The following is a 21,613-nucleotide window of genomic DNA, read 5'->3' as shown; positions in this document are numbered from 1 at the left end:
CCGGGGGCTTGTGTCATATTGCAAAAGACGTGCCATGACCGCGGGCAGTGCGCCCGAAGGAGTCATTGATGACCATCACCCTGCATCACTGTCTTGATGCCGATGAACACGCCCAGCGGCTGGAAGGCTGGCAGCAGGAGTCCAGCCAGATCGAGGCGGGTGTTTTCTCCGGCGAGATCGTGGATGTCTCAAGCAGGGAGGTGCGCCTTTTTCGGGAAAGTGCCAATCTGGGACTGTCCCAGCGGATGCATTTTCCCGAGTCCCAGTGGCATCTGGTCACGCCCATTCGCTGGTCCAGCGGCACCCTCTACGGGGCCGACACCGTAACCGTTCTGCCGCGCTGCGAGCAGTTCTGGAGCGTGGCGCCTTCAAATTATGACCTGCTGGTGGTCTCCATCGACCGAAGCCGTCATGAGTGGCTGGGCCGCAATGACCATCGGCTGCGACGTCTTGAGGTGTCCTCGACGCTTTTACACCAGGTGCGCGGGCAGTGGCAGCTGATGACCGACTACCTGCGAACGCGCCCTGCCCATGAACCGATGTCCGGTGCCCTGCAGCAGTCACTGATGCGCCAGCTCGAAGACAGCATTGAGCTGCTGCTTGGCAGCGGTGCGCTATTGGGGGCGCCGGATGCCAGCAACTATCGCACCCGACGCTACATCGTTGATCGATGCCACGCGCTGACCCGCAGCAGCCCGGACGACCCGCCCTCGCTGATGGCGCTGTGTCATCAGCTGAAAATTTCCAGACGCACCCTTCAGTACAGCTTTCAGACCGAGGTCGGCCAGTCACCGGTGACCTATCTGCGCGCGCTGCGGCTCAACGCCGTGCGGCGCAGCCTGTTTCAAAACCCGGCTCAGGCGCTGGCAGACGCCGCCGCCGCGCAGGGGTTTTTCCACCAGAGCTACTTCTGTCGCGAATACCGCCGGCTGTTTCAGGAGCTGCCCTCCACCACCCGCGCCCGTGCGCTAGAAGCGGCCGAATCTGTAGGGCGCCGGGTCGATGATCGGTGTCTCGTTCATGACCAGGTCTGCCGCCAGCTGACCGGCCGCCGGTGACGTCCCAAAGCCATGCCCGGAAAAACCGGTGGCCAGCGTCAGTCCCGGCACGCCGGGGACCGGTGCAATGATCGGGTTGGAGTCCGGCGTGATGTCGATCATGCCCGCCCAGGACTGTTCGACGGTGGCGTTTTCAAATACCGGCCAGGCCGCGGACAGGTTGCGCAGGGCATCGTTGTTGAGCCGCTCGTTGATCGGCGGGTCCATGGTGCGCACGCGCTCAAAGGGCGAGCGGCCATGCTTCCAGCGCCGGGACAACGCCAGGTCGCGCCAGAAATGCTTGCCCAGCGATATTCGCATCAGCCCCCATTGGGAGCGCAGCGCGCTCAGGTATTTGGAGCCCACCAGCAGGTGATCGAGCGTCAGCGGTGCATCGAGCGCGCCGCGCTGGGTCACGATAAAGCCGCCATCCCGGTGCTTTCGAAAGGAGAAGTCCGGTCCGCCGACGGCGCTGTCGGTGGGGCCTTTCATGGGCCCGGTGCGAAGTACCGACAGGATCAGGGGCAGGGTCGGCAGGGAGATGCCGATATTGCCCAGAAAACGGCGTGACCACATGCCGCCGGCCAGCAGCACCTGGTCGCAGCGGATCTCGCCACGCTCGGTGACGACGCCGCTCACCCGTCCGCCGGTGCGGACAAGGTTACGTACTGCACAGTGTTCGATGATTACCGCGCCGCGGGCCATGGCGGTTTTGGCGATGGCGCTGGAGGCCAGCGTTGGCTCGGCGTAGCCGTCGGACGGGGTAAAAATACCGCCGGCCCACTGGCCGCGCCCGCCCGGCACCTGTGCGTCGATATCACGTGCGGTCAGCAGCCTCGAGTCCAGCGACAGGTTTGACACCGACTTGAGCCAGCTTTCATGCAGGGCCAGCTGTTCGGGGGTGCGCGATAAAAACATGATGCCTGACGGGCGATAGCCGACATCGCTGCCGGTCCGCTCGGCCATGCCGGCCCAGAGCCGGTCGGCGGCCAGCGCCAGCGGCACGTCCTCGCCGTGGCGGCTGGTCTTGCGAATCCAGCCCAGATTGCGGGAGGACTGCTCACCGGCCAGCCGGCCCTTGTCCAGCACGACGACCGGTACGCCGCGTTCGGCAAGCGTCAGCGCGGCGGTCAGGCCGATAATGCCGCCCCCGATGATGACGACGGTGGTCTCGGCGGGAAAGTCTCTGGAGGTGTCAATGGATGCGATGGTCGGTGCCATGAAAGTGTCCTGATCGGTGAATCAGCAAACCAGGGGCGACCGGTCATTGCCGGTCGCATGTCGGGCATTCGGGTGGGGCGCCGAAGGATGTCTCACTGAGCGGAGGTGTCGATCCGGTGAACCTCGGCACGGCCCGCGCCACGGTAGGCGGTGACTTCCAGCTCGACCTTGTAGACCTCCGAGCCCAGCGGCGGGCAGGTCACGGTGATGACCGGGTCGATGCCGCGCATCGTCTGGCCGAAAAGCGTCATGACGGTTTCGGTGTCCGCCGGGTTCTGGATGAAGATTTTTACAGACACCACGTCGGTAAGGTCGCTATCGACGGCGGACAGTCCGCGTTCGATGTTGGCAAACACCTGCCTGAGCTGTTCGCTGACGTCTGCCGGGATCTCCCCGGTGTCCGGGTTGCGCCCGGCGGTGTTGGAGACAAGGATCCAGTCATCAACAGCTACCACGCGGGAGTAGCTGGCGTGTTCCTCGAATTTTGAACCGGTCTTGACCCTGGTAATTGTCGTCATTGGAAAACGCTCACATTGATGTCGGTGAAGGGTGGGCGCATCCGACAACGGGGCACCCACTGAAAAATACAGGAAACAGGGCGTTATCTCAGCGCGGGCTCATGCCACAGGTTGAGTTTGACGCCGATGCCTTCTTCCAAGGCCTTGCGATAGACGACTGTCGCCCAGGCGACGTCTTCGACCGGCATACCGCCGACCGACATCATGATGATCTCGTCGTCATTCTGGCGGCCCGGGCTGTCGCCGGAGACGATGGCGCCCAGGTCTTCGAGGTCGTCGGCCTTGAGGGTGCCGGCGTGAATCATGTCCATGAACTTCACACCGATCAGCGGGATAACGTTATGGGCAGGCTTGGGCACCTCTTCGTACCAGGCCTCATAAAGGCCGGTGTCATCCAGCACCTTGCGGATCTCGGGCGCTTCCATACCGGCATCGAAGTCACACGGCGCGGGCATGGCCAGAAAGGCGCCGGGCTTGACCCACTCACGCCTGACCATCGGGTAGGTCTCGGGGTTGCCGACTTCGCCGGAGGCGCAGTAGGTCACGATGTCTGAATCACGCACCACGGCTTCCTCGGAATCAACGACCTCAATGTGGGTGACCTGCGGATAGTGTTCCTTGAGCCAGTCCACAAAGGCGTTGATGTTTTTGTCGCCGCGGCCTTTCACCTTGACGGTGTCGATCTGCGGACAGACCGCCATGAACGCCGCCACGCTGGTGCGCCCCATTACGCCCGGGCCCAGCAGGCCGATGACGCGGGAGTCCTTGCGGGCCAGATGCCGGGCACCCACGCCCGGCACGGCGCCGGTACGGTAAGCCGACAGCAGGTTGGCCGACATGTAGGCCAGCGGCGCCGCGGTGTCCGGGTCAGTGAGCGTGAACATCAAAATCGAGCGCGGCAGGCCCTTTTCCCGGTTGGCAATGTTGGAGCCGTACCACTTCACACCCGAGGTACAAAAGCTGCCGCCCAGATAGGCCGGCATCGCCATCATGCGGCGGTCGGCGCTCGGTTTGGGCATGGTGGGAAAAGGCGACGATTCCGGAAACACGATCATTGCGCCGTGGGAGTCGTTGTTGGGCCCGGCCATGCGATAGTCACCGATATGGAGCAGATGAAAGACCTCCTCCATGGTATCGACGCAGGCGGCCATGTCGGTCACGCCGGCGCGGATCATGTCCTGCTCGGACAGATAGATGAAATCGATTGTCGTGTCGTACATGGCTAACTCCACCGCGGTGTTGTTGGGCATCGATGCTGGACATCGATGCCGGGCATCAATGTGGGGCATCGAATGACCTCATAGTGCGTATCCGCCAGCGGCAGCGTTAGCACAGATCGGCAATTGGCGGTGGAGGTATGACCAAGGTCGGAGGCGGCGGTGGCGCTCGGGCGACGCGCTTAAAACAGCGCGCCGATCAGGCCAATACTGGAGATGAGCGCATGCAGCAGCATGGGCAGCAAAAGGCCTCGGGTGCGCCAGCGGCAGTAGCCCAGCACCAGACCCCAGCCCAGAAGTGCTGCGAAGGTGAGCAGATGGTGGTACTGGAACATGTGCAGCCCGGCAAAGCACAGCGCGCTGAACATGATCAGAAGCGCGCCTCGCAGGCCTGACGATTGATCATCGATTCTCGGCATCAGGAAGTGACGAAACGCCAGCTCCTCGATGATCGGCGCCCAGATCAGGACACAGATCACCATGACAATGCTCTGCAGCAGGCTCTTGCCGTCATAAAGCGAGGTCATGAACGCCTCGGGCGTCATGTCCAGCCAGACACTGACCGCTGTCGCCAGGCCCTGTACCAGCAGCACCAGACCGATACCGCGCATGACATCACCACGGGTGAAGTGCCCGACCAGCGTTGGCTGCCTGGAAAACCAGCGCTGCCATGCCCAAAAGCCCGCCAGCATCAGCACCAGCGACGGGGCCAGCAGCACCGCAAAGCCGTAGCCCTGAATAAGCGCGGCAAAGTCGGCATCGCTCATGACGTGTTGCAGCACCCATACGCTTGAAAACTGGCTGCCGAGATAGACGGCAAACATCAAAAGGCCGAACAGGATTTGAAACAGCGGGCGTTGGCAAACGGGACGAGCGGTGGTCATGACCGGGATTCCAGTAAGTGAAAAAGGCGTGAAGCGCTGACGCCGAGCGAGGGAACGGCTAACCCGCCAGTTTTACCTTCTGGATCAGACTGAAGGATTGCAATCGACTTTTGACCAGCGCCACTGCCGCCCTGTCATGTGTGCCAACTTCCGGCGATTCGATCAGATAGGCGAGACATTCCGGCAGCGGCAAAAAGCCTTCCCTGCTGCCCAGGGCCTGCATGTCCCTGGTTAACCGTGCCCGGTTGAGAACACTGACGGCCAGGCCATTGGCGACGGCCGATTCGATCGCGGCCAGGCTGGTGCTGGTAAATACCGTCTCCCAGCTTCGGCCATTGTCATTCAATGCGGCCAGTGCGATGGCCCGGTAAGTACAGTCACAGGGATGCAGTGCCAGTGGTAATGGATCAAGCCGGTGTAGCTCGTGACAGACGGGGCTCGCCCAGACGGGCTGCGTGCGCCAGAGGGGAAGGCCGCAGGGCTGCGCATCCCGGTCGGAATACAGGGCAACCGCCAGATCGAGTTCGCCCTGATCCACTGCCCGCCGCAGTTCGAGACTGTTGGCCGTCCTGACCTGCAGTCGGACCCGGGGCACCGTCTGTCGAAGCGCCGGCAGCAGGCTGTCAAGCATTTGGGGTACATACTCGTTCGGCAGGCCGATTCGAACAACCCCCTGTGTCGATGGATGGGAAAGACGTTCAAGCAGGGCGTCGTGTTCGGCCAGCAGGGCAAGCGATTGCGCGATCAGCTGCTCGCCTTCCGTGGTGAGCTGAACGCCTGTCCTGAAACGCACCAGCAGCTGGCGGTCCAGCTGCTGCTCCAGCCGCTTGATCTGCTGACTGACCGCGCCGAGCGTGCAGTGTCGACGGGTGGCTGTTGCACGCAGCGTGCCCAACGACCCCGCCATGTGCAGCGTGCGCAGCAATTCGATGTCGAGTGTTCGATCGGGCATGTTTAATTTTTCTATACACAGGTTGTTTTAAATATAGATTTAATGGTCACACGAGGACGCGTACCCTGGCAACGCCCCCACCCCGTGATGTTGATAGCGAGCGACTCAAGAGTGACCCAACAGACAAGTCGAGCTGAAATGAAAAAGACCGCGTCCATTGCCGCAGGGGGTGCCCTGTGCACCGCCATGGCATTTGGGCCGGCCCGGATGGGTTATGGACTGTTTCTTCCACAGTTTCGTGATGTGTTTTCGTTAAGCACCGCGCATGCCGGCCTGATCGCCAGCAGTGCCTTTGCGGCCTTTTTTCTGGCGCTACTGGTGTCTGCTCATCTTGTTGTGCGCCATGGCTCGAGCGTGCCGGTGGTGATCGGCGCGCTGGCCGCCGCCATCGGGATGGCCCTTGTGGCCGGCACGCATAACACGCTGATATTTGCCGCCGGCATCATCCTTTCAGCCACCAGCGCCGGCCTGTGCTGGTCCCCTTTCAACGACGCCGTGGGGCGCGCCATCATGAGTGAGTGGCATGGTCGCGTGCTGTCCGTGGTCAGCACGGGCACCACCTTTGGCATGGCCGGTGCGGGAATGCTGGCCCTGGCCGTCGCCCTGCTGGGCTGGGACTGGCGCACCATCTGGTTCGGGTTTTCCGGCATGGCGCTACTGTGTGCTTTGTATAACCTGATGGTATTGCGCCAGCTGCCGGAAACGACGGCGCTGTCATTTGATCGACAAAAGTTCAGGCGACTGATGCACAAGGGGATTCGGCCGGTTTACTGGATTGCCCTGTCGTTTGGTATTACCAGTGGTCTCTATCTGTCGTTTTCCGCCGATCAAATTGATGCCATGGGAGGGCTGATGGGCCTGCAGGCGAATGGCGCCGGCGCGGTGCTGTTCATTGCCTTTGGTGTTGGCGGAATTGCCGGTCTATGGACAGCCGATGTTGAGCGGCGTGTTGGCCTGCGCCGCCTGGTGCAGGGGATATTTTTCTGCTCTACGGTTTCTTTATTGTGCATTGGAATCGGGGCAAATACCTGGGCGGGCCTGCTGGTGTCTGCCGCCCTTCAGGGCCTCTGTCTCATGAGCCTGAGTGCCATTTTTTCGTTTATCAGCCAGCGGCTGTACCCCGACATCTCGAGCATCAGTTTTACCGCGGTACTGTCCATCTATGCGCTGGGCAATGTTGCCGGCCCTGCCCTGGCAGGCTATCTGGCCGGTCTTTTCAATCTGATGGTGGTGTTCACGGCATCGGCGGCGCTATCGCTGGTGACCGGACTACTGTTTCGGGCCAGGCACACCTGAACGGTAGAGCCGCAGGGTGTTTGTCGAAGTGTCAGCCATTGACATCCACTACCAGCCGGCCGCGTATGGTGCCTTCCAGAAGCTGCTCGGCGGCGTCCAGCGTATCGCTCAGGCGAATGTCCCGTGAGATTTCGCCGAGCAGGGCGGGATCAATATCCTCGGCCAGTCGCGCCCAGGCATGCTCTCGTTCCTCGGCGGGCCGAGTGACGCTGTTGATGCCAAGCAGGCTGATGCCGCGCAAAATGAAGGGCGCCACGGTCGCGGGAAAATCCATGCCCTGAGCCAGGCCACAGGCGGCGATAAGGCCGTCGGGGCGCGTCATGGCGCAGAGGTTGGCCAGTGTATGGCTGCCGACCGAGTCGATGGCGGCAAACCACTGCGCTCTGGCCAGCGGCTTGCCAGGCTTTGATAGGTCGCTGCGATCAATGATCTCGGCGGCACCCAGCCGCTCGAGAAAGGCCGATTCCTGAGGGCGTCCGGTTGCTGCGACGACGTGGTAGCCGCGTGCCGCCAGCAGGGCAATGGCGTAGCTGCCGACGCCCCCGTTGGCACCCGTCACCAGTACCTCACCGCGATCCGGCGTCAGGCCGTGACGCTCCAGCGCCAGCACGCTCAACATGGCGGTATAGCCGGCGGTGCCGATGGCCATCGCCTGATGGCTGTTCAGCGAAGGGGGCAGCCGGGTGAGCCACTCGCCGTCAACGCGCGCGTACTGCGCAAGCCCTCCCCAGTGCTCCTCGCCGATGCCCCAGCCGTTGAGCAGTACGCGATCGCCGGCTGTCCATTCGGGATGCTCGCTGTGCTCAACGACACCGGCAAGGTCAATACCCGGCACCATGGGGAAGCGGCGCACGACCGCTCCCTTGCCAGTGATCGCCAGCGCGTCCTTGTAGTTGAGCGTGCTCCATTCGACGCGCACCAGGACATTGCCCGCAGGGAGCGATGCCGTCTCCAGTTGTGTGATGGCGGCGCGACCTTGCTGGTCGGTCTGCTCCACTAAAATGGCGTTGAACATGTGAACCTCCCTGAAGGATGGACGGTGATTCGATGCGAGCATTGAGCGATCTCCGGATCGAGATCAGCGTGGCAATCGTGCGAAGAATTCCTGACGGAAAAGCACCAGAGGCGCCGGTCCGCGGACCAGTCGGGCGCGCTGTACGGCCCCCTCCCAGCCGATCCAGAAAAAGGCGGCCAGTGCGTCACAGTCGGCGTCACCGGCCAGTTCGCCGTGCGTTCGGGCCAGTCGCAGGCAGTCGGCAACCCGGCGTTGCCAGTCCTGCAGGATGGCTTCCAGCCGCTGGTCAAAGCCTTCGGGGAGAAGCGTGACTTCCTGTCCCAGATTGCCCACCAGACAGCCTCTGCGGTAGTCGTGACGTGCCATGCCCTCCTGAGCGTCCTGCGTGAACAGGCGAAGTCTTTCCAGTGGCGACGTCTCGTCAGAGCGTAGCCAGCGGTCGAGCTTGCGCGCGAAATAGTCGGCATAGTTCGACAGCACGGCGTGGCCGAAGGCCTCCTTGCTCTCGAAGTAGTGATAGAACGATCCCTTGGGTACGCCGACCCGTTTCAACACGCCGTCGATGCCGGTCGAGACAAACCCCTGCTCGGTGAGCACCTCAACGCCGCAGCGAATCAGGGTCTCCCGGGTATCCGGATGAGTGCGGGGCACTTTGGGTGGGCGGCCACGGCGTTTGCCCGTAGAGGTTGATGTCGTCATTGCCTTAATTTAGACCGATCGTCTCAAAACATCAAAATACGACGATTGTAGGCAGCATCGAATCCACCGGGCCGGAGGAGCGCGTCGGGCATGATTCAGGGCGTTTTCTGCTTCAGGTCATCAAAAAGCCAGGTCATCAAGGCGTCAGGGCATCACAAAAAGCCCGGCAGACACGGTCGCGCGTTGTGACAACGGCGGACATCGATTCTGTTCAAAATGACGCTAGACTGGGGGCGTTTCTTGTCAGGGAGCCGCCATGAACACCTTCGCCATATCCCCGGGGGATTCGGACAACGCCCGGCCCAATGTTGCCGGCTTTTTCGATCCGCGCACCTTCAGCATTCAGTACGTGGTCTCCGACCCCGTGACGCGACGCTGCGTCATCATCGACCCGGTGCTCGACTATGACGAGAAGGCCGGGGCCACCGCCACGCTGCAGGCCGACAGGCTGCTTGAATATATCGAGCGCGAAGGGCTTGGGGTCGACTGGATTCTGGACACGCATCCGCACGCTGATCATTTCAGTGCGGCGCGCTACCTGCATGACAACACCGGCGCACCGACCGCCATCGGTCGGCCAGTCATGCGGGTACAGACGCTGTGGAAGGAGATTTACAACTGGCCGGATCTCAAGGACGACGGCAGTCAGTGGGATCGTCTGTTCGATGACGGCGACACGTTCAGGGTGGGCAAGCTCGAAGCCCGCGTCATGCACTCGCCGGGCCATACGCTGGCCTCGATCACCTATGTGATCGGTGATGCCGCCTTCGTCCACGACACGCTCTTTCAGCCGGACTTCGGCACCGCCAGGGCCGACTTTCCCGGCGGCAGTGCCCATCAGCTGTGGCACTCGATCCAGGCCATTCTGGCCCTGCCGGAGGACACGCGGCTGTTCACCGGTCATGACTACATGCCGGACGATCGCGAACCGCAGTGGGAAAGCACGGTGCGTGAGCAGCGCGACACCAACAAGCATCGACTGACCGAGAGCAGCGAAGCCGAATTCGTCGCGCTGCGCCAGAAGCGTGACCGCGAACTGCCGATGCCAAAGCTGATCCTGCACGCGCTGCAGGTCAACATTCTTGGCGGGCGCCTGCCGGAACCCGAAAGCAACGGCCGGCGCTATCTGAAGATACCGCTGGATGCCCTTGATGGTGCCGCGTGGGAATAGCTGGCGCCGTCATGCCCTGCCGTCATACTGATCGTCTGCAACCTTCTCAAGCCAGGTGACCGGGCTGGTAGCTTTCGCTACCGTGGCCAGAGCGGGGAATGCACGATCGTCTGGCCCCGCTTGAGTCCCGTTTTGAAGTAATACCCGAACATTTACGTCGAGGTGACAACCGACTATCAGCTGACTGACATCATAGAATTGCAGTTTGATGCCGGTATCCGGCTTGGCGAACAGATTAGTGACGGCATGATTGCCGTAGGCGTCGGACCGGACTTTGCCATGCGGGCCGTCGCCTCGCCGGATTAATTTTGAACACGGTCGGCCGCGAACGCCACAGGAGCTGATGCACCATCGCTGCATCAATCTCAGACTGCCCACGCATGGTGGCCTGTACGCCTGGAAGCTTGAACACGAAGGCCGAGAGATTCGGGTCCGGGTACGGGGGCAGCTGACGTTCAATACCGTTGACCCGATTCTTGCCGCCGCCATGGATGGCCATGGTATCGGCCATGTGCCCAAGGAATTGGCAGCCAGGGCAATCGCCGAGGGCAGGCTCGAAGCGGTACTCGAGGCCTGGTCGCCGCCGTTTACCTGTTATTTCCTTTACTATCCTCACCGACGCCAGTCGTCGCCGGCCTTTTCAATACTCGTCGATGCGCTGAGTCAGAAGTGATGCTGTCGCTTATCACTCCAGATTCTGAATCTTGATAAGGTCTGTTTTGACTTGCTTCTTTTTGAAGGGCAGGGGTGGCGTAGCAACCATGACTTCTCAGATAAGCCTAAGTTCAGCGGGTTACTGAAATCGGGGAGCATGTCACGTCTGCAGTAAAACAGGAGGGAATGTGATGTTGTGCCAAACGGTGTATCTCGGTTTGCACGTATCTGGCTATAGCGTTTACTAATTGCGAACGGTGGTGTACGGGGAAAAAGGATTCCGTATCCGCTCGAACTTGACCACGATTAAATGCTGTATCAGGTCTGGCCAGCCGTGGCCAGCCGTGGCCGGCCTGGTGTTGAAAGCTGCTACGCCTTCCAATAATTCCATAAAGGAAACGCCATGCAATTTCGATCGATCTACCGGCTCTGGCCTTCTGCATCTTATAATCGCCCCTTATTGTCAATGAGCCTGTTGCCGGCCCAGCCTTGGCTGAAATTGCTCGCGGCGATGTGGTTGTGGAAACGGTTAACGCTGTCGGTACTATTGATCGGATAAAAGCCGTTACGCCACCTTCGATAGTCAGCTTATTATCAAGATCTTCCATTTTACAGCTCTGGTTAAATTGAATTTATTCTGGCTAGCTCAGGAAGAACGTATTTCAGGAATAACGAGGGGTTCTCTGTCATTGGAAAATGCCCCAACTCATTCATTACGATCAATTTTGAGTTCTTCAAGACCGCTGCCAGTCTTCTTGAAGCTTCTGGAGTGCAGGAGTAATCATACTCGCCGGTAAGTAGAGAGACGGGGCGTCCCGAGGTGTTAATAAGTTCAGATAAAGCGTATCCATCGTACTCTTCGCTATAAAACCATAAATCACCAGAATATACCCCGGGGCCACTCTGTGAGTATATCCAGCTGGCAAACCGTTTGTTTCTTAGCGGAGACTCCGGGCTCATTAGCCCACGGACATAAGCACCGCAATAGCGAGATGAATTAACCGAGGGGTGATCGAGATAAGGATTAAGCCGACCAGGCGACCGGTCTGGAGCCCCGACACCAATTACACCACGAACAAGAGGAGAAGAGCTGGCTGCAAGAGCCATGCAGATAGCTGCCCCCATTGAACAACCAACAACAATGGTTGGCTTTTTTATGACTTGCTCAATAAATGCCAGACACCAATCACGATAGCCTTCCATTTCCAGTCTGTAAGATTCCGACTCATAAGAAACTGTAAAAGAAGATCTCCCATGGAAAGGCATATCGAAAGAATAACAGTTCCAATGCTCACTAATTTCGTCAGAGCATAAAACTTCTAAATATTGCCTGCTGTCTGCCCCTGCCGTGTGCAGAAACAATACTGAAGGAGAAGATGTGGGTCCTGATTGCTCATAAAAAATATTAGCACAATCGCTACCTCTGTAGACCTTCTTGTATCCGCACTTGATTCTGTCCAAAGAGTTCTGGCTAATCAAATCTACCGTGCTTTCTCTGTTTTTGTTTGGAGACGTTAATTCAAATAAACGCTCTATTGTGTTTAGTGACCTGGCAATATCTATGTCATCGCCAGACACATTGAAATTTTTCGAATAATTTTTTAAGGCTGTAAAAGAGTGAAATCCACGGGCAGGAAGTGGTGATAAAATCTTTTCCCAAATACAGGAGGTAGACGAAAACTCTAAGTCAATGTGGCATGGATTTTTATTTCCTTCGCCGTGGATGGTTATTAAGTGACTTTCTTTATAATCCTCTATGCATATCTTGATATTTAAGGTCAACTCAATGGCTGATGATTTAAGCTCAGCATCCTTGTTGGCGGTACCGATCCAGTCATGAATCTTTTCGGTTATATTTTTCTGATTTTGCTTATTCACTGTATACACCCTCCTTATCGCCTATTACCGCTGAAACCGCAATCGAGTTTTCAGGGGGGATTTTGGCGATGATTTTCAAGTATGGCTGTATGTTGTTTTGTTTTTAATCCGGGGGAGTTGCTTCGATCCTGTTGTCAGGATGCAATATCGTATTATGCTCCGGTTGCTCAGCATGCTGCGGCACACATTTTTTTATACCGCAGCATGGCTAGTCTCCCTTGTTTGTAAGGTTTAATAGCTAGGCTTTATTATCTTTCTCACTGCCCATGTATTTTCTGTATAAGTTATGGTAATTCTCAATTGATTCTTCAGGAACCTTTTTGGTTACCAAGCTAACAGCCAGTGTGACAAAAGAATTAACAATCAAGCCTGTTATACCCGGCCCGGGAAAGGCTGAAGGCTCAAATATTGCAACTGCCGCCAGCGCTATTGTTCCAGTAACCAACCCAGCAATCGCGCCAGAAGCCGTAATGAATTTCCAGTACAAAGCCCCCAGTGCTGCGGGAACCAGTTGCAACCCTAGTCCAAAGCCTAGAGCAGCGATCGGGACAATGAGTCCCGAACCACCAGGGCTCATGGCAAGATAGAAAATCAAACCCGTCAGTATCAAAACAACGAATCGATTTATATTGGTTTCCTTGATATTCAACCGTCGAATCGAAGGGATTTTATTACAGATGTCCTCTGCCACCAGGCTAGCAGAAGAAAGCAGCTGACTATTAATGGTAGAAATCGCAGCGGCTAGAATACCGGCCACAACGAATGTGCCTGCGATGGGGGCATATTCAGAAAAGAAGAGAGGAAGAAGCGCGTCACTATTCTCATCGACGCCCGGTATCAGACCTTGCACATTGGCAGCAATTCCAACGAATAGTGGAATGCATGCCATCATCCAGGAGTTCCATAAGGGTGTTAGTGCTGCGACTTTGCCGAGAACTTGGGCTGAACGTGCAGAATAAAATTTCTGCCACATATGAGGTAAAACCCATGAGCCAAATCCCAGACCTAGCCAAAGTTCCATCATTTGTAATGTACTTCCGCTATTTACTAGCTTCTCTGGATGCGTTTGAGCTACATTATGAAACACATCCCATCCTCCAGCTTTTCCTATAACAAAAACGAGTACAAAAAAGAGGATGGATCCGAAGAATATACCCATAAAGGTATCGGTCCATGCTGTACCTCGGAAACCAGCCCACAGTACAATAAAACCAACTATAACGGTTGTAATCGTAACCCCTACTACGTATGGAATAGCTCCATCTGTAAGGCCTTCTAAAGCACGAGCTCCACCGGTAACCTGGATTAACATATAGGGTATGAGTGCTGCGATACCGACAAGAGCAAACAAAAATCTAAGTGTTGAGCTTCGGTAATAATGCTCAATCATTTGCCCTGGAGTAACGAAATTAAAAACTTTTCCGGTGAGCCATATCCGTGTTCCGAAAAACCAGATAAAAAAAGCATGGAATATTGTCCAAACGGTAAACCCCATAAACCAAACGCCTGAACGATAGTATGAACCGAAAGACCCTAGCAACGTCCAGGTTGAGAAATATGTTGCCCCCATGCTCATCAGAAGAACGAAAGTTCCTATATTCCTTCCGCCAACAATAAACCCATCAGTCCCGCTATTAGCTGAGCTCTGAGAATTTTTTGCCGACTGGTAGGATATAAACACCATTATACCTACAAACAACAGCACTATGCTTAAAGTCGTCATTCCATAAGACATCAATTAATCCTCTCTTATTTTGAATGATTCTCTTTGATAGGATGTTCTTCTAGATTTTTAATTAACGGCTTAAAGCAAAGCGGGTATGTTAACGCAACACAGATTGTCAGGATTACGTTTAATCCCAACACCCAAGCCATCGGCAATGGCAAAGGGCCTATCCATTTCAATGAGTTAAGGATTCCGAAGTTTGGGAGCCAGGTAAGTAACAAGCAGATGGTTACTACTAGCCAAAGCACCCTGCGACACATTTTTAACGACATACTACCTCCATTGTTATCGTTGTTTAAAAATCATCGTATCTAGCACGCTTTATAAAACCGTCGCTACTTGACAGGATTTCTGACGAGGGTGCTTGGTGGTCCGTAGTGGAGAAACGATATCTTCGATCATCTGGCATCGCTATTCGGAAAGTTCTTAACGGCCTGTCATGACTCGCTCCTGTTTAATGAACTGAGATTGGGTAGCAACCATGATCTTTCAGACAGAACCCGGTCAGATGCCCATCTCTTTGAAGACTTCCTTCGCCGAATTGAAGCTATCGATTGCAGCGGGTACGCCGCAGTAAATCGCAACCTGCAGGAATACTTCCTTGATTTCTTCCTTGCTCAAACCATTATTGATTGCCCCGCGAACGTGGAGCTTGATCTCTTTCGGACGATTAAGTGCTGAAAGCATGGCAAGGTTGAGGAAACTGCGAGTTTTTCGATCCAGCCCTGGGCGATTCCAGATATCGCCCCAGCAGTACTGCGTGACCAGCTGTTGCAACTCCAGAGTGAACTCATCGGCGTTTTTGATTGACGCGTCTACATACTCGGAGCCTAGAACCTCTCGACGGGTAGAAAGGCCTTTCTCGAAAAGAGCTTCGTTCATCTCATATCCTCTTTCAGTTACAGTTGAAGATTCGTAGCACCCTGCGGGTAATGCAGGGTGCTACTGGCGGGGCATGCGCGCTTATGCAACCTTTTCTTTGGTCTCGAGGGGCGCCTTGCCAGGATTGGAAGTGTGGGCAGCAGAGGGCGCCATCAGAACGACCAGCCCAGAAAGGAAGCAAGGCACCGCACCACACCAGAAGGCCGCGATGAGCCAGCCTTGTCCCGCATCAAGGAATGCTGCTGACCCTGCGCTGGCAATGATGGCTCCGACCGGCCCGATACCTGTTACAAAAGATGCGCCAGTGCCGCGCACCTTGGACTCGTAGCTTTCTCCCACAAAGAAGAGCACACAGGAATATGGTCCAATCAGGAAGAACTGGCCGATGCTGTAAAGTGCAATGACGATCCAGGTTTCACTTGGGCCAAACAGCATTGCCCAATAGGCAAAGCCACCCATGATCCATCCAAAGGCAATCACATTGCGACGGCCAAACTTGTCACCGAAGTAGCCGTGGATGAGGTAGCCCAGATAGGCGACGAGATTTGAGAGCACCAGAATAAAGAGTGAGTTACCAAAAGAAACGTGGTGGACATTAACCAATACTGTAGTGCCCAGAACACTAAAGATCTGTACCGGGAACCAGTTGAGAAGGTGTGCCCCTCCCAGCGCCAGCGTGGTTCTGCGAGCACTGCCGCTAAAGATGGCGCGCAAGCCGGTTTTACCTTCCTCTTGAATGCTATTACTGGCAGCGACCACCTGGGCCTGTTCATGTCGCCCTGCCTGGCGTAGCTCCTTGAGCTTGCGCAGTGTTTCGAATTGAGGGCTTTCTCTGAGACGCATTGCCAGCAGTGCTACCAGCAACGAAGGAATGGCGGCAAAAATGAAACAACCTTCCCAACCGATCAAGGGCAATAGCACTGCGGTGAGGCCTGCAGCCAGCAGTGCGCCAATGGGCCAACCGCCTTGTACCAGTGAATAGACCAGCCCTTGACGTTTTGTCAGACGGGGATCTTTGGAGGCTGAATAGAGTTCGCTCAGGTACGCGCCGTTAACACCCTGTTCAGCGTAACCAAGACCAGCAAGCGAACGGATCAGAATCAATACACTGGTACTTATGGAACCGGAGAGCGCTGTAAGGCCGGAGCAGATACCTGCACCGCCGACGGTGAAGACCATGCCAAATCGGCGGCCAAATCGGTCTACCAATGGGCCGATACACAGCGCAACGACGACGGTACCAAATGCAACCCAGGTCGCCAGCCTGGCCTGTGCAGCATCATCCAACCCGGTTGCTCGACCTATTTCCGGGAGCAACATGCCGAATAATATGAAATCGTAGACAGCGAACGTCCACGCAAGAAACGCAATCAATGTTGCGTATTTCACCTGACCGGTAGTTACCGGCGCAGGTTGCCAACTCCCTTTATCCTGGATATTTGACATGGTTATGTCCTATGAGAACGACAAGATTGTTATTTGATCAATGGATCGTTTTTATTACTGTCGAAACGTGCGGGTCGTGACTCCGGGAGCCCGGAGTCACGACTGATCCATCAGCTTTTGCGCTGAGTGATTTCTTCCAGGATGGGCAGCAGGTACTCACGGAAAGCTTCGTAATCCTCAGTCACCGGGAAGTGACCCAGCTTTTCCATTGTCCAGAACTTGGCGCCAGATACCACATCAGCAATGGCCTGCGTGTCTGCCGGGGAGGTATTTGGATCATATTCACCGGTCAGAAGATAGAGCATGCACTTATTGGTATCGATGGCGCTTGCTTGCTCTACGGTCAAATCGTGCTCGACGTAGTAGTAATTCAGGTCGCCGGCAAAGACGCCTGGGCCACCGCACTGATATTCCCACTGAATTTCACGCACATTCGCCTCGGGCGAATAGGGAGAAATGTTTAGCATCATGGCGGCGCCAATCGAATTGCGACTGACATTCGGGTTGTTGAATTCACGGTGAACGTTGTCCATGCCGACAGCGCGATATTCATCGGCGGAACGCATGGCACCCTCAACCGCGATAGTCGCGCGGAAGTTTTCTGGATGGTGCAGCGCAAGATCGATAGCAAGGTGACCGCCCATGGAGCAGCCCATATACACAGGACAGTCCAGCTCCAGCGCTTCGCTTAGCGCATTGGGAAACGCCATCATGAATGACTTGGTCATCTTGTATTCTTGGGTCCACCACTCGATACCATACGGCGGCAGCGACTTGCCGTGATATGGCAGGTCGAATGCGATGCAGCGGAAGCGACTGGTGACTTCAGGATCGCACAGCAGGTGACGGTACTGACGACCGTCAGAACCTGCCGTGTGGCCCAGCAGGAGTGGAATGCCCTGACCAGCCTCTTCATAGTAGACGCGGTACTCCACGCCTTCGATGGTCAGATAAATGTAGTGACCAGTGATGTTGTCGCGCTTAGCCATAACGTTTACGCCTTATTATTGAGTTGACGGAGCAGCTGCATCATTCGGTTCAGCGCTGGCAGGTAAGCGAAGGTTGAATGGCTCGAGCTGATGGTTAGACCGTGTTTAACGGCACTAGACTGAAGACTCTGGTAGAATGGACGCGGCTTGATCTGCAGCATTTCCTTCCAGTGTTCTGCCGTACCCTTGATCATGATTTCAGTCTGTGTCTCGTCCGGATCACCGGAGTCCACGGCGGTCAAACGTCCGTCAACGAAGGTAAGGTGATGCTGTTCGTTGCCAGCAACCAGCTTCAACGTACCGTCGAAATATCGAGTTTCACGCATAAATTCTGGATCGGTTTTAGCGAGCTCCTGGAAGCCCTTCATATCGATAATGGACATATCGTCACCTTCTTGTTTTGACGTTGCGCTATCAAAGCGCATTACATCTGCAAAATAATTGGAGCACGCATCGCTTCGCGGCTACCGATCTTCCGAACGTTTTCTGCATTCATCACAGGAAATCCAGCATCCAGCAACAGGGTGCAGGATTACTGATCCGAGGTCTTGCCATGAACTGCAAGGCCTTATGTAAATACCGGTCGTCGTAATGATTAACAGGCAGGGTCTGAGTGGCGCCCCGGATCGAGTTAAACCGTGGCGCCGAGGAAAGGTTTTCCATCCCCCAAGGAAAAAAGCCGCTTCGTTAAATCAAGCCTTTAACGCCTTCCCTTGACGCGACAGGAACACCTGTCACCTCGAGCTTCACCTCGGCATGGCACTGCCATGTGTCGACACCAGTTCAGGGTCTGGCAAAGCTCTGAAGCAGGATATTCACAACCTTCCAGGCGCCAAAATGCCGAGTTTGCGTCAATGGTTGATCAATGCCATCTACAGCGATGGCTCTGACAACCTGCCCTCTTTTGCGTGCAACGCCCATCAACACAAATCCGACATGGCCTTGAATAAGAACGTTTTCTGCATCGCACATACCGATGCGATCAAGGCCGAAATACAACTGTGAAAGAGCGCAGTTAGATATAACCGCCACCTAACCAAGGTGACTTTCGGGGTACTTTATAAATCTACTGTCGCGAATGGAAGTATACTATTGTATTACAATCATTTTGCATGACTGTATTTTTACATTCGATGTAATTAAATTAAGAAATGATTTAGGAGTCGAATAAGCGAGAATGTTTCGTTCCCAAAGAGAAAAGTATGGATCTGTCTCAACTCCAAATTTTTGCTTAGGTTCTGTCTGAAAAGTTGGCTCTCATGCAGCGCTCGATGCATGTCAGTGTCATCATGACTCTGAAGCTACTGGCCAGCTTGTCGTAACGGGTATTCAGCCGGCGCTTTTCCCTGAGCCAGCCAAACAGCCGTTTTACCACATTGTGTTGACGGTATTTCGGTCTATCGAACTGATGTGGCAGCCCCTGGACGTGGGTGACGATGCATGCGACGTCGGGGAGTGATCGGACGCATGCCATAACGAGTGCAGTAGCAGCGCATCTCTGTCGTGGCGCTTGTCCGCCACGATATGGCAGCCACACTTGCGAGGCCGCCCCGAACGCCCCGGCAATCGAACCTTTTCCAGTAGCCCGGTCAATTGAGTCGAGTCGGCGCGCTGACCTGCTGATAAAGAGAAGGTGATCAAAAATCCATGGCTATCGCACAACAGGTGTATCTTCGTGGTCAGTCCGCCACGACTGCGGCCAACCCAGTGACTCTGATCAAAGTCGAGTCGACCATCCTGGTGTCAAGATTTATATAACCATCCTCGCGCAGGCGAAGATGCAGACATGCCTGAATTTGATCGAAAGTACTGTCATTACGCTATTGTTGAAAGCGCTAATAAACGCTCTTCCATGGGCCGTAACGCTCGCGCAGATCACGCCATTGTGCACCGGAGCAGAGAATCCAGAGAATGCCATTGAGCATCTATCGATCATCCCAGCGCGGGCGCACCATGGTTTGTGGTGGAGAAGCAATATCCTTGATCATCTGCCAGCACTGATCGGAAGGCTCGTAACGGCCTGCCATGCCATTCTCGTGCCTGGTGAACGTGGACAGCGTAGCAGTCATGACTATTTCAAATAGAACCTGATGGCCATGGAGGGGCATCACGGCGGCTTGCCCTTAAGCTGCATCGCGTACCGTCCAATTCAACGATCTGCTATCAGGCAGCTTTAAGTCGACTCCGGCGTGAAACTGTTCATCTGAAAAAAACTCCGCTTGAGGCTGTCTCCTACGGGCAGGGCTTTTGACGGCGTCGACGTACATAAAGTGCAGATCCCTACAACCTGACCAAACCCCGAGTTATCTGGTGTGCTGACATAAAGGACATCAAGGTTGAGGCCCTGCTGGCCCTGCTGGCTCTGCTGGACATAAGCACCGATGAGGGCGCTGACCGATGCGCCTGATCAGCCGCTGACGGCCAAAACAAGAGTGACAAAAAATGTGTTATTGGAATATTGTAATACAGTCATCCGGCCTGCCCTCGCATCTAAAGGTTGGGACACGGCGTAGGAAATAGATTGAAGATCCATGCGATGCTTTCTCCTATTGCCTACCTTTCATCGCTTTCCCGGCCGTGGAGACAATCATGAGCAACCAATCCATAGAGAAATACGAAGTATTCGCGATCAAGTATGCTGAGCATCGGCGTACTGCGGGGTCCAACTTTATGGGAGGTGACCCCCATGATGGGCCGATGCCAATGGATTACTTCATCTGGGTGGTTCGTAACAGCTCTGGGGCCTGGGTAATCGACACCGGTTTCAATGCCGAAACTGCGACTAAACGTGGCCGCGATCTGATTCGATGCCCGGGTGCCTCTCTATCGATGATAGGAATCGATGCAGCGACAGTTCGAGATGTGATCGTCAGCCACCTTCACTACGATCACATTGGTAATTTTGATCTTTTTCCTGCTGCCCGCTATCACCTGCAGGATATAGAGATGCAGTTTGCCACCGGGCGTCACATGGCCCACAAATGTGCTCACGAAGCGTATAACCTTGAAGATGTGGTTGGCATGGTGCGTCAGGTTTACAAAGGCCGCGTGGCGTTTCACGATGGCGATGCCGAACTGGCGCCCGGCCTTTCGGTTCACCTGGTAGGAGGCCACACAATGGGGCTGCAGGTGGTGCGCGTGTTCACTCAGAGAGGCTGGGTCGTATTGGCCTCGGACGCCAGCCACTACTACAGGAACTTCATTGAAAATCGCCCATTCCCCATAGTGTTCAACGTCGAAGACATGATCACAGGGTGGGGGCGAATGCGCGAACTGGCCGACTCCGACGACCACATCATTCCTGGGCACGACCCACAGGTACTTCTGAAATACCCTGCACCTCACCCGCGGCTCCAGGGGATGGTGTGTGAGCTTCATGTAAATCCTGACAGTCGTTATCCCTAAACGGGCACGCTCCTCGGGGCATCACGTACCCGGGCATGCCCAGGCATTCAGACAGAGTGATCCGGTAGTGTTCCTGTTGTTGTAATGAGCGGTCGTCGCGCGACAAGGGGTACTTGATCGGTGGCGTTATTTGCACAGCAAGAGTAGCTAAAATCCACGATCTCAAAACCGGAAAAGCAGCATCAAGCCGGCCTTGGCTCTTGCCAGGCGCTGGTGAGAATCGATAGCCGATGTGCCTGGGATGGCAGGCATAAATATGAATAAGCGGGCGGGAAGTCGGGAAGTAATGCGGCCTTGCTTCCAGCAGGCAAAACACGATCTTTATCCGCACTCAGGCGAAAGTCATGATAAATGCCAGTGTCCACAACGACATGGCTGAGTAAAACGATATGGCTGAGTTGAGAGTATGAGCCATAGCTGCAACCGTTCAAGGTCTATCTGTAGCAGATGATCCTGCCGCCAGAGCGAGCGAAATCGCTGTTATGGTATTTCTTTAGATTGAGCGAGTCGGTAAAGATACCCTTCAACCCATTTTGGGTAGCCATCTGGTAGCTGCCCAGATCACTCGTTTATTAATGGGTCACTTTACCCAAAGAGGGTTTGTGGCCAGTGTCCAGCCACAT

The 21,613-nt window shown here is 55.6% G+C and carries 19 protein-coding genes and 1 pseudogene; 6 read left to right on the top strand and 14 right to left on the bottom strand.

Features of this window, described 5'->3' with window-relative positions:
• Positions 1-68 precede the first annotated feature (68 nt).
• Positions 69-1,058 carry a helix-turn-helix domain-containing protein gene (locus ACUN8C_RS16420; RefSeq protein WP_445620230.1) on the top strand — a complete coding sequence of 330 codons (990 nt, stop codon included), beginning with the start codon at positions 69-71 and terminating at the stop codon, positions 1,056-1,058.
• Here the strand turns inward: ACUN8C_RS16420 and ACUN8C_RS16415 are convergent.
• The 5 genes from ACUN8C_RS16415 to ACUN8C_RS16395 all read right to left on the bottom strand — a co-directional run bounded on the left by ACUN8C_RS16415 (position 969) and on the right by ACUN8C_RS16395 (position 5,829).
• Positions 969-2,258 carry an NAD(P)/FAD-dependent oxidoreductase gene (locus tag ACUN8C_RS16415; protein ID WP_445620229.1) on the bottom strand — a complete coding sequence of 430 codons (1,290 nt, stop codon included), beginning with the start codon at positions 2,256-2,258 and terminating at the stop codon, positions 969-971. The two genes, ACUN8C_RS16420 and ACUN8C_RS16415, sit on opposite strands and share 90 nt — an antisense overlap.
• Before the next feature lie 92 nt (positions 2,259-2,350).
• On the bottom strand, positions 2,351-2,776 hold the full coding sequence (locus ACUN8C_RS16410; RefSeq protein WP_445620228.1) for a Rid family hydrolase: 426 nt from the start codon (positions 2,774-2,776) through the stop codon (positions 2,351-2,353).
• Between the two features lie 83 nt (positions 2,777-2,859).
• Positions 2,860-3,996: a tyramine oxidase subunit B gene (locus ACUN8C_RS16405; protein WP_445620227.1), complete on the bottom strand. Its 1,137-nt coding sequence runs from the start codon at positions 3,994-3,996 to the stop codon at positions 2,860-2,862.
• A 179-nt stretch (positions 3,997-4,175) separates the two neighbouring features.
• Positions 4,176-4,877 (bottom strand): lysostaphin resistance A-like protein, encoded by a 702-nt coding sequence (locus ACUN8C_RS16400; protein ID WP_445620226.1) that lies wholly within the window; start codon positions 4,875-4,877, stop codon positions 4,176-4,178.
• Positions 4,878-4,935: 58 nt separating this feature from the next.
• On the bottom strand, positions 4,936-5,829 hold the full coding sequence (locus ACUN8C_RS16395; protein WP_445620225.1) for a LysR substrate-binding domain-containing protein: 894 nt from the start codon (positions 5,827-5,829) through the stop codon (positions 4,936-4,938).
• Positions 5,830-5,967: 138 nt separating this feature from the next.
• Here ACUN8C_RS16395 and ACUN8C_RS16390 point away from each other — a divergent pair, with 138 nt between their 5' ends.
• Positions 5,968-7,125: an MFS transporter gene (locus tag ACUN8C_RS16390; protein ID WP_445620224.1), complete on the top strand. Its 1,158-nt coding sequence runs from the start codon at positions 5,968-5,970 to the stop codon at positions 7,123-7,125.
• A 31-nt stretch (positions 7,126-7,156) separates the two neighbouring features.
• Here ACUN8C_RS16390 and acuI read toward each other — a convergent pair whose 3' ends face one another.
• Both acuI and acuR read right to left on the bottom strand, forming a co-directional pair.
• Positions 7,157-8,140 carry an acrylyl-CoA reductase (NADPH) gene (gene acuI, locus ACUN8C_RS16385; protein ID WP_445620223.1) on the bottom strand — a complete coding sequence of 328 codons (984 nt, stop codon included), beginning with the start codon at positions 8,138-8,140 and terminating at the stop codon, positions 7,157-7,159.
• Between the two features lie 63 nt (positions 8,141-8,203).
• Positions 8,204-8,839, bottom strand: coding sequence for an acrylate utilization transcriptional regulator AcuR (gene acuR / locus ACUN8C_RS16380; protein ID WP_445620222.1), 636 nt, complete (start codon positions 8,837-8,839; stop codon positions 8,204-8,206).
• Positions 8,840-9,095: 256 nt separating this feature from the next.
• On the opposite strand from acuR, the gene ACUN8C_RS16375 reads away from it, so the two are divergent.
• Together ACUN8C_RS16375 and ACUN8C_RS16370 are read left to right on the top strand one after the other, a co-directional pair.
• On the top strand, positions 9,096-10,010 hold the full coding sequence (locus ACUN8C_RS16375; RefSeq protein ID WP_445620221.1) for an MBL fold metallo-hydrolase: 915 nt from the start codon (positions 9,096-9,098) through the stop codon (positions 10,008-10,010).
• Positions 10,011-10,353: 343 nt separating this feature from the next.
• Complete coding sequence (locus ACUN8C_RS16370) at positions 10,354-10,683, top strand: LysR substrate-binding domain-containing protein (RefSeq protein WP_445620220.1); 330 nt, start codon at positions 10,354-10,356, stop codon at positions 10,681-10,683.
• Between the two features lie 602 nt (positions 10,684-11,285).
• Here ACUN8C_RS16370 and ACUN8C_RS16365 read toward each other — a convergent pair.
• From ACUN8C_RS16365 to ACUN8C_RS16340, 6 genes are all read right to left on the bottom strand, one after another.
• The gene (locus ACUN8C_RS16365; protein WP_445620219.1) at positions 11,286-12,542 is read right to left on the bottom strand and encodes an alpha/beta fold hydrolase; all 1,257 of its coding nucleotides are present in this window, start codon (positions 12,540-12,542) and stop codon (positions 11,286-11,288) included.
• A gap of 238 nt (positions 12,543-12,780) precedes the next feature.
• Positions 12,781-14,277: a sodium:solute symporter family protein gene (locus ACUN8C_RS16360; protein WP_445620218.1), complete on the bottom strand. Its 1,497-nt coding sequence runs from the start codon at positions 14,275-14,277 to the stop codon at positions 12,781-12,783.
• Between the two features lie 495 nt (positions 14,278-14,772).
• Positions 14,773-15,150, bottom strand: a complete 378-nt coding sequence (locus ACUN8C_RS16355) for a carboxymuconolactone decarboxylase family protein (RefSeq protein ID WP_445620217.1) — start codon at positions 15,148-15,150, stop codon at positions 14,773-14,775.
• An 81-nt stretch (positions 15,151-15,231) separates the two neighbouring features.
• Positions 15,232-16,596, bottom strand: coding sequence for an MFS transporter (locus ACUN8C_RS16350; protein ID WP_445620216.1), 1,365 nt, complete (start codon positions 16,594-16,596; stop codon positions 15,232-15,234).
• Between the two features lie 110 nt (positions 16,597-16,706).
• Entirely contained in the window at positions 16,707-17,585 is an 879-nt protein-coding gene (locus ACUN8C_RS16345; RefSeq protein WP_445620215.1) for an alpha/beta fold hydrolase, read from the bottom strand.
• 5 nt (positions 17,586-17,590) lie between these two features.
• Positions 17,591-17,968 (bottom strand): hypothetical protein, encoded by a 378-nt coding sequence (locus ACUN8C_RS16340; RefSeq protein ID WP_445620214.1) that lies wholly within the window; start codon positions 17,966-17,968, stop codon positions 17,591-17,593.
• A 373-nt stretch (positions 17,969-18,341) separates the two neighbouring features.
• Here ACUN8C_RS16340 and ACUN8C_RS16335 point away from each other — a divergent pair, with 373 nt between their 5' ends.
• Positions 18,342-18,590 carry a hypothetical protein gene (locus ACUN8C_RS16335; RefSeq protein WP_445620213.1) on the top strand — a complete coding sequence of 83 codons (249 nt, stop codon included), beginning with the start codon at positions 18,342-18,344 and terminating at the stop codon, positions 18,588-18,590.
• A gap of 226 nt (positions 18,591-18,816) precedes the next feature.
• Here the strand turns inward: ACUN8C_RS16335 and ACUN8C_RS16330 are convergent.
• Positions 18,817-19,612 (bottom strand): annotated as a pseudogene (locus ACUN8C_RS16330) (IS5 family transposase).
• Positions 19,613-20,174: 562 nt separating this feature from the next.
• On the opposite strand from ACUN8C_RS16330, the gene ACUN8C_RS16325 reads away from it, so the two are divergent.
• On the top strand, positions 20,175-20,990 hold the full coding sequence (locus ACUN8C_RS16325; protein WP_445620212.1) for an N-acyl homoserine lactonase family protein: 816 nt from the start codon (positions 20,175-20,177) through the stop codon (positions 20,988-20,990).
• Positions 20,991-21,613: the final 623 nt, after the last annotated feature.

The organism is Kushneria sp. Sum13, from assembly GCF_052692355.1.
The sequence above is the reverse complement of the archived record's forward strand: the minus strand, read 5'-3'. Positions and strand labels throughout refer to the sequence as shown.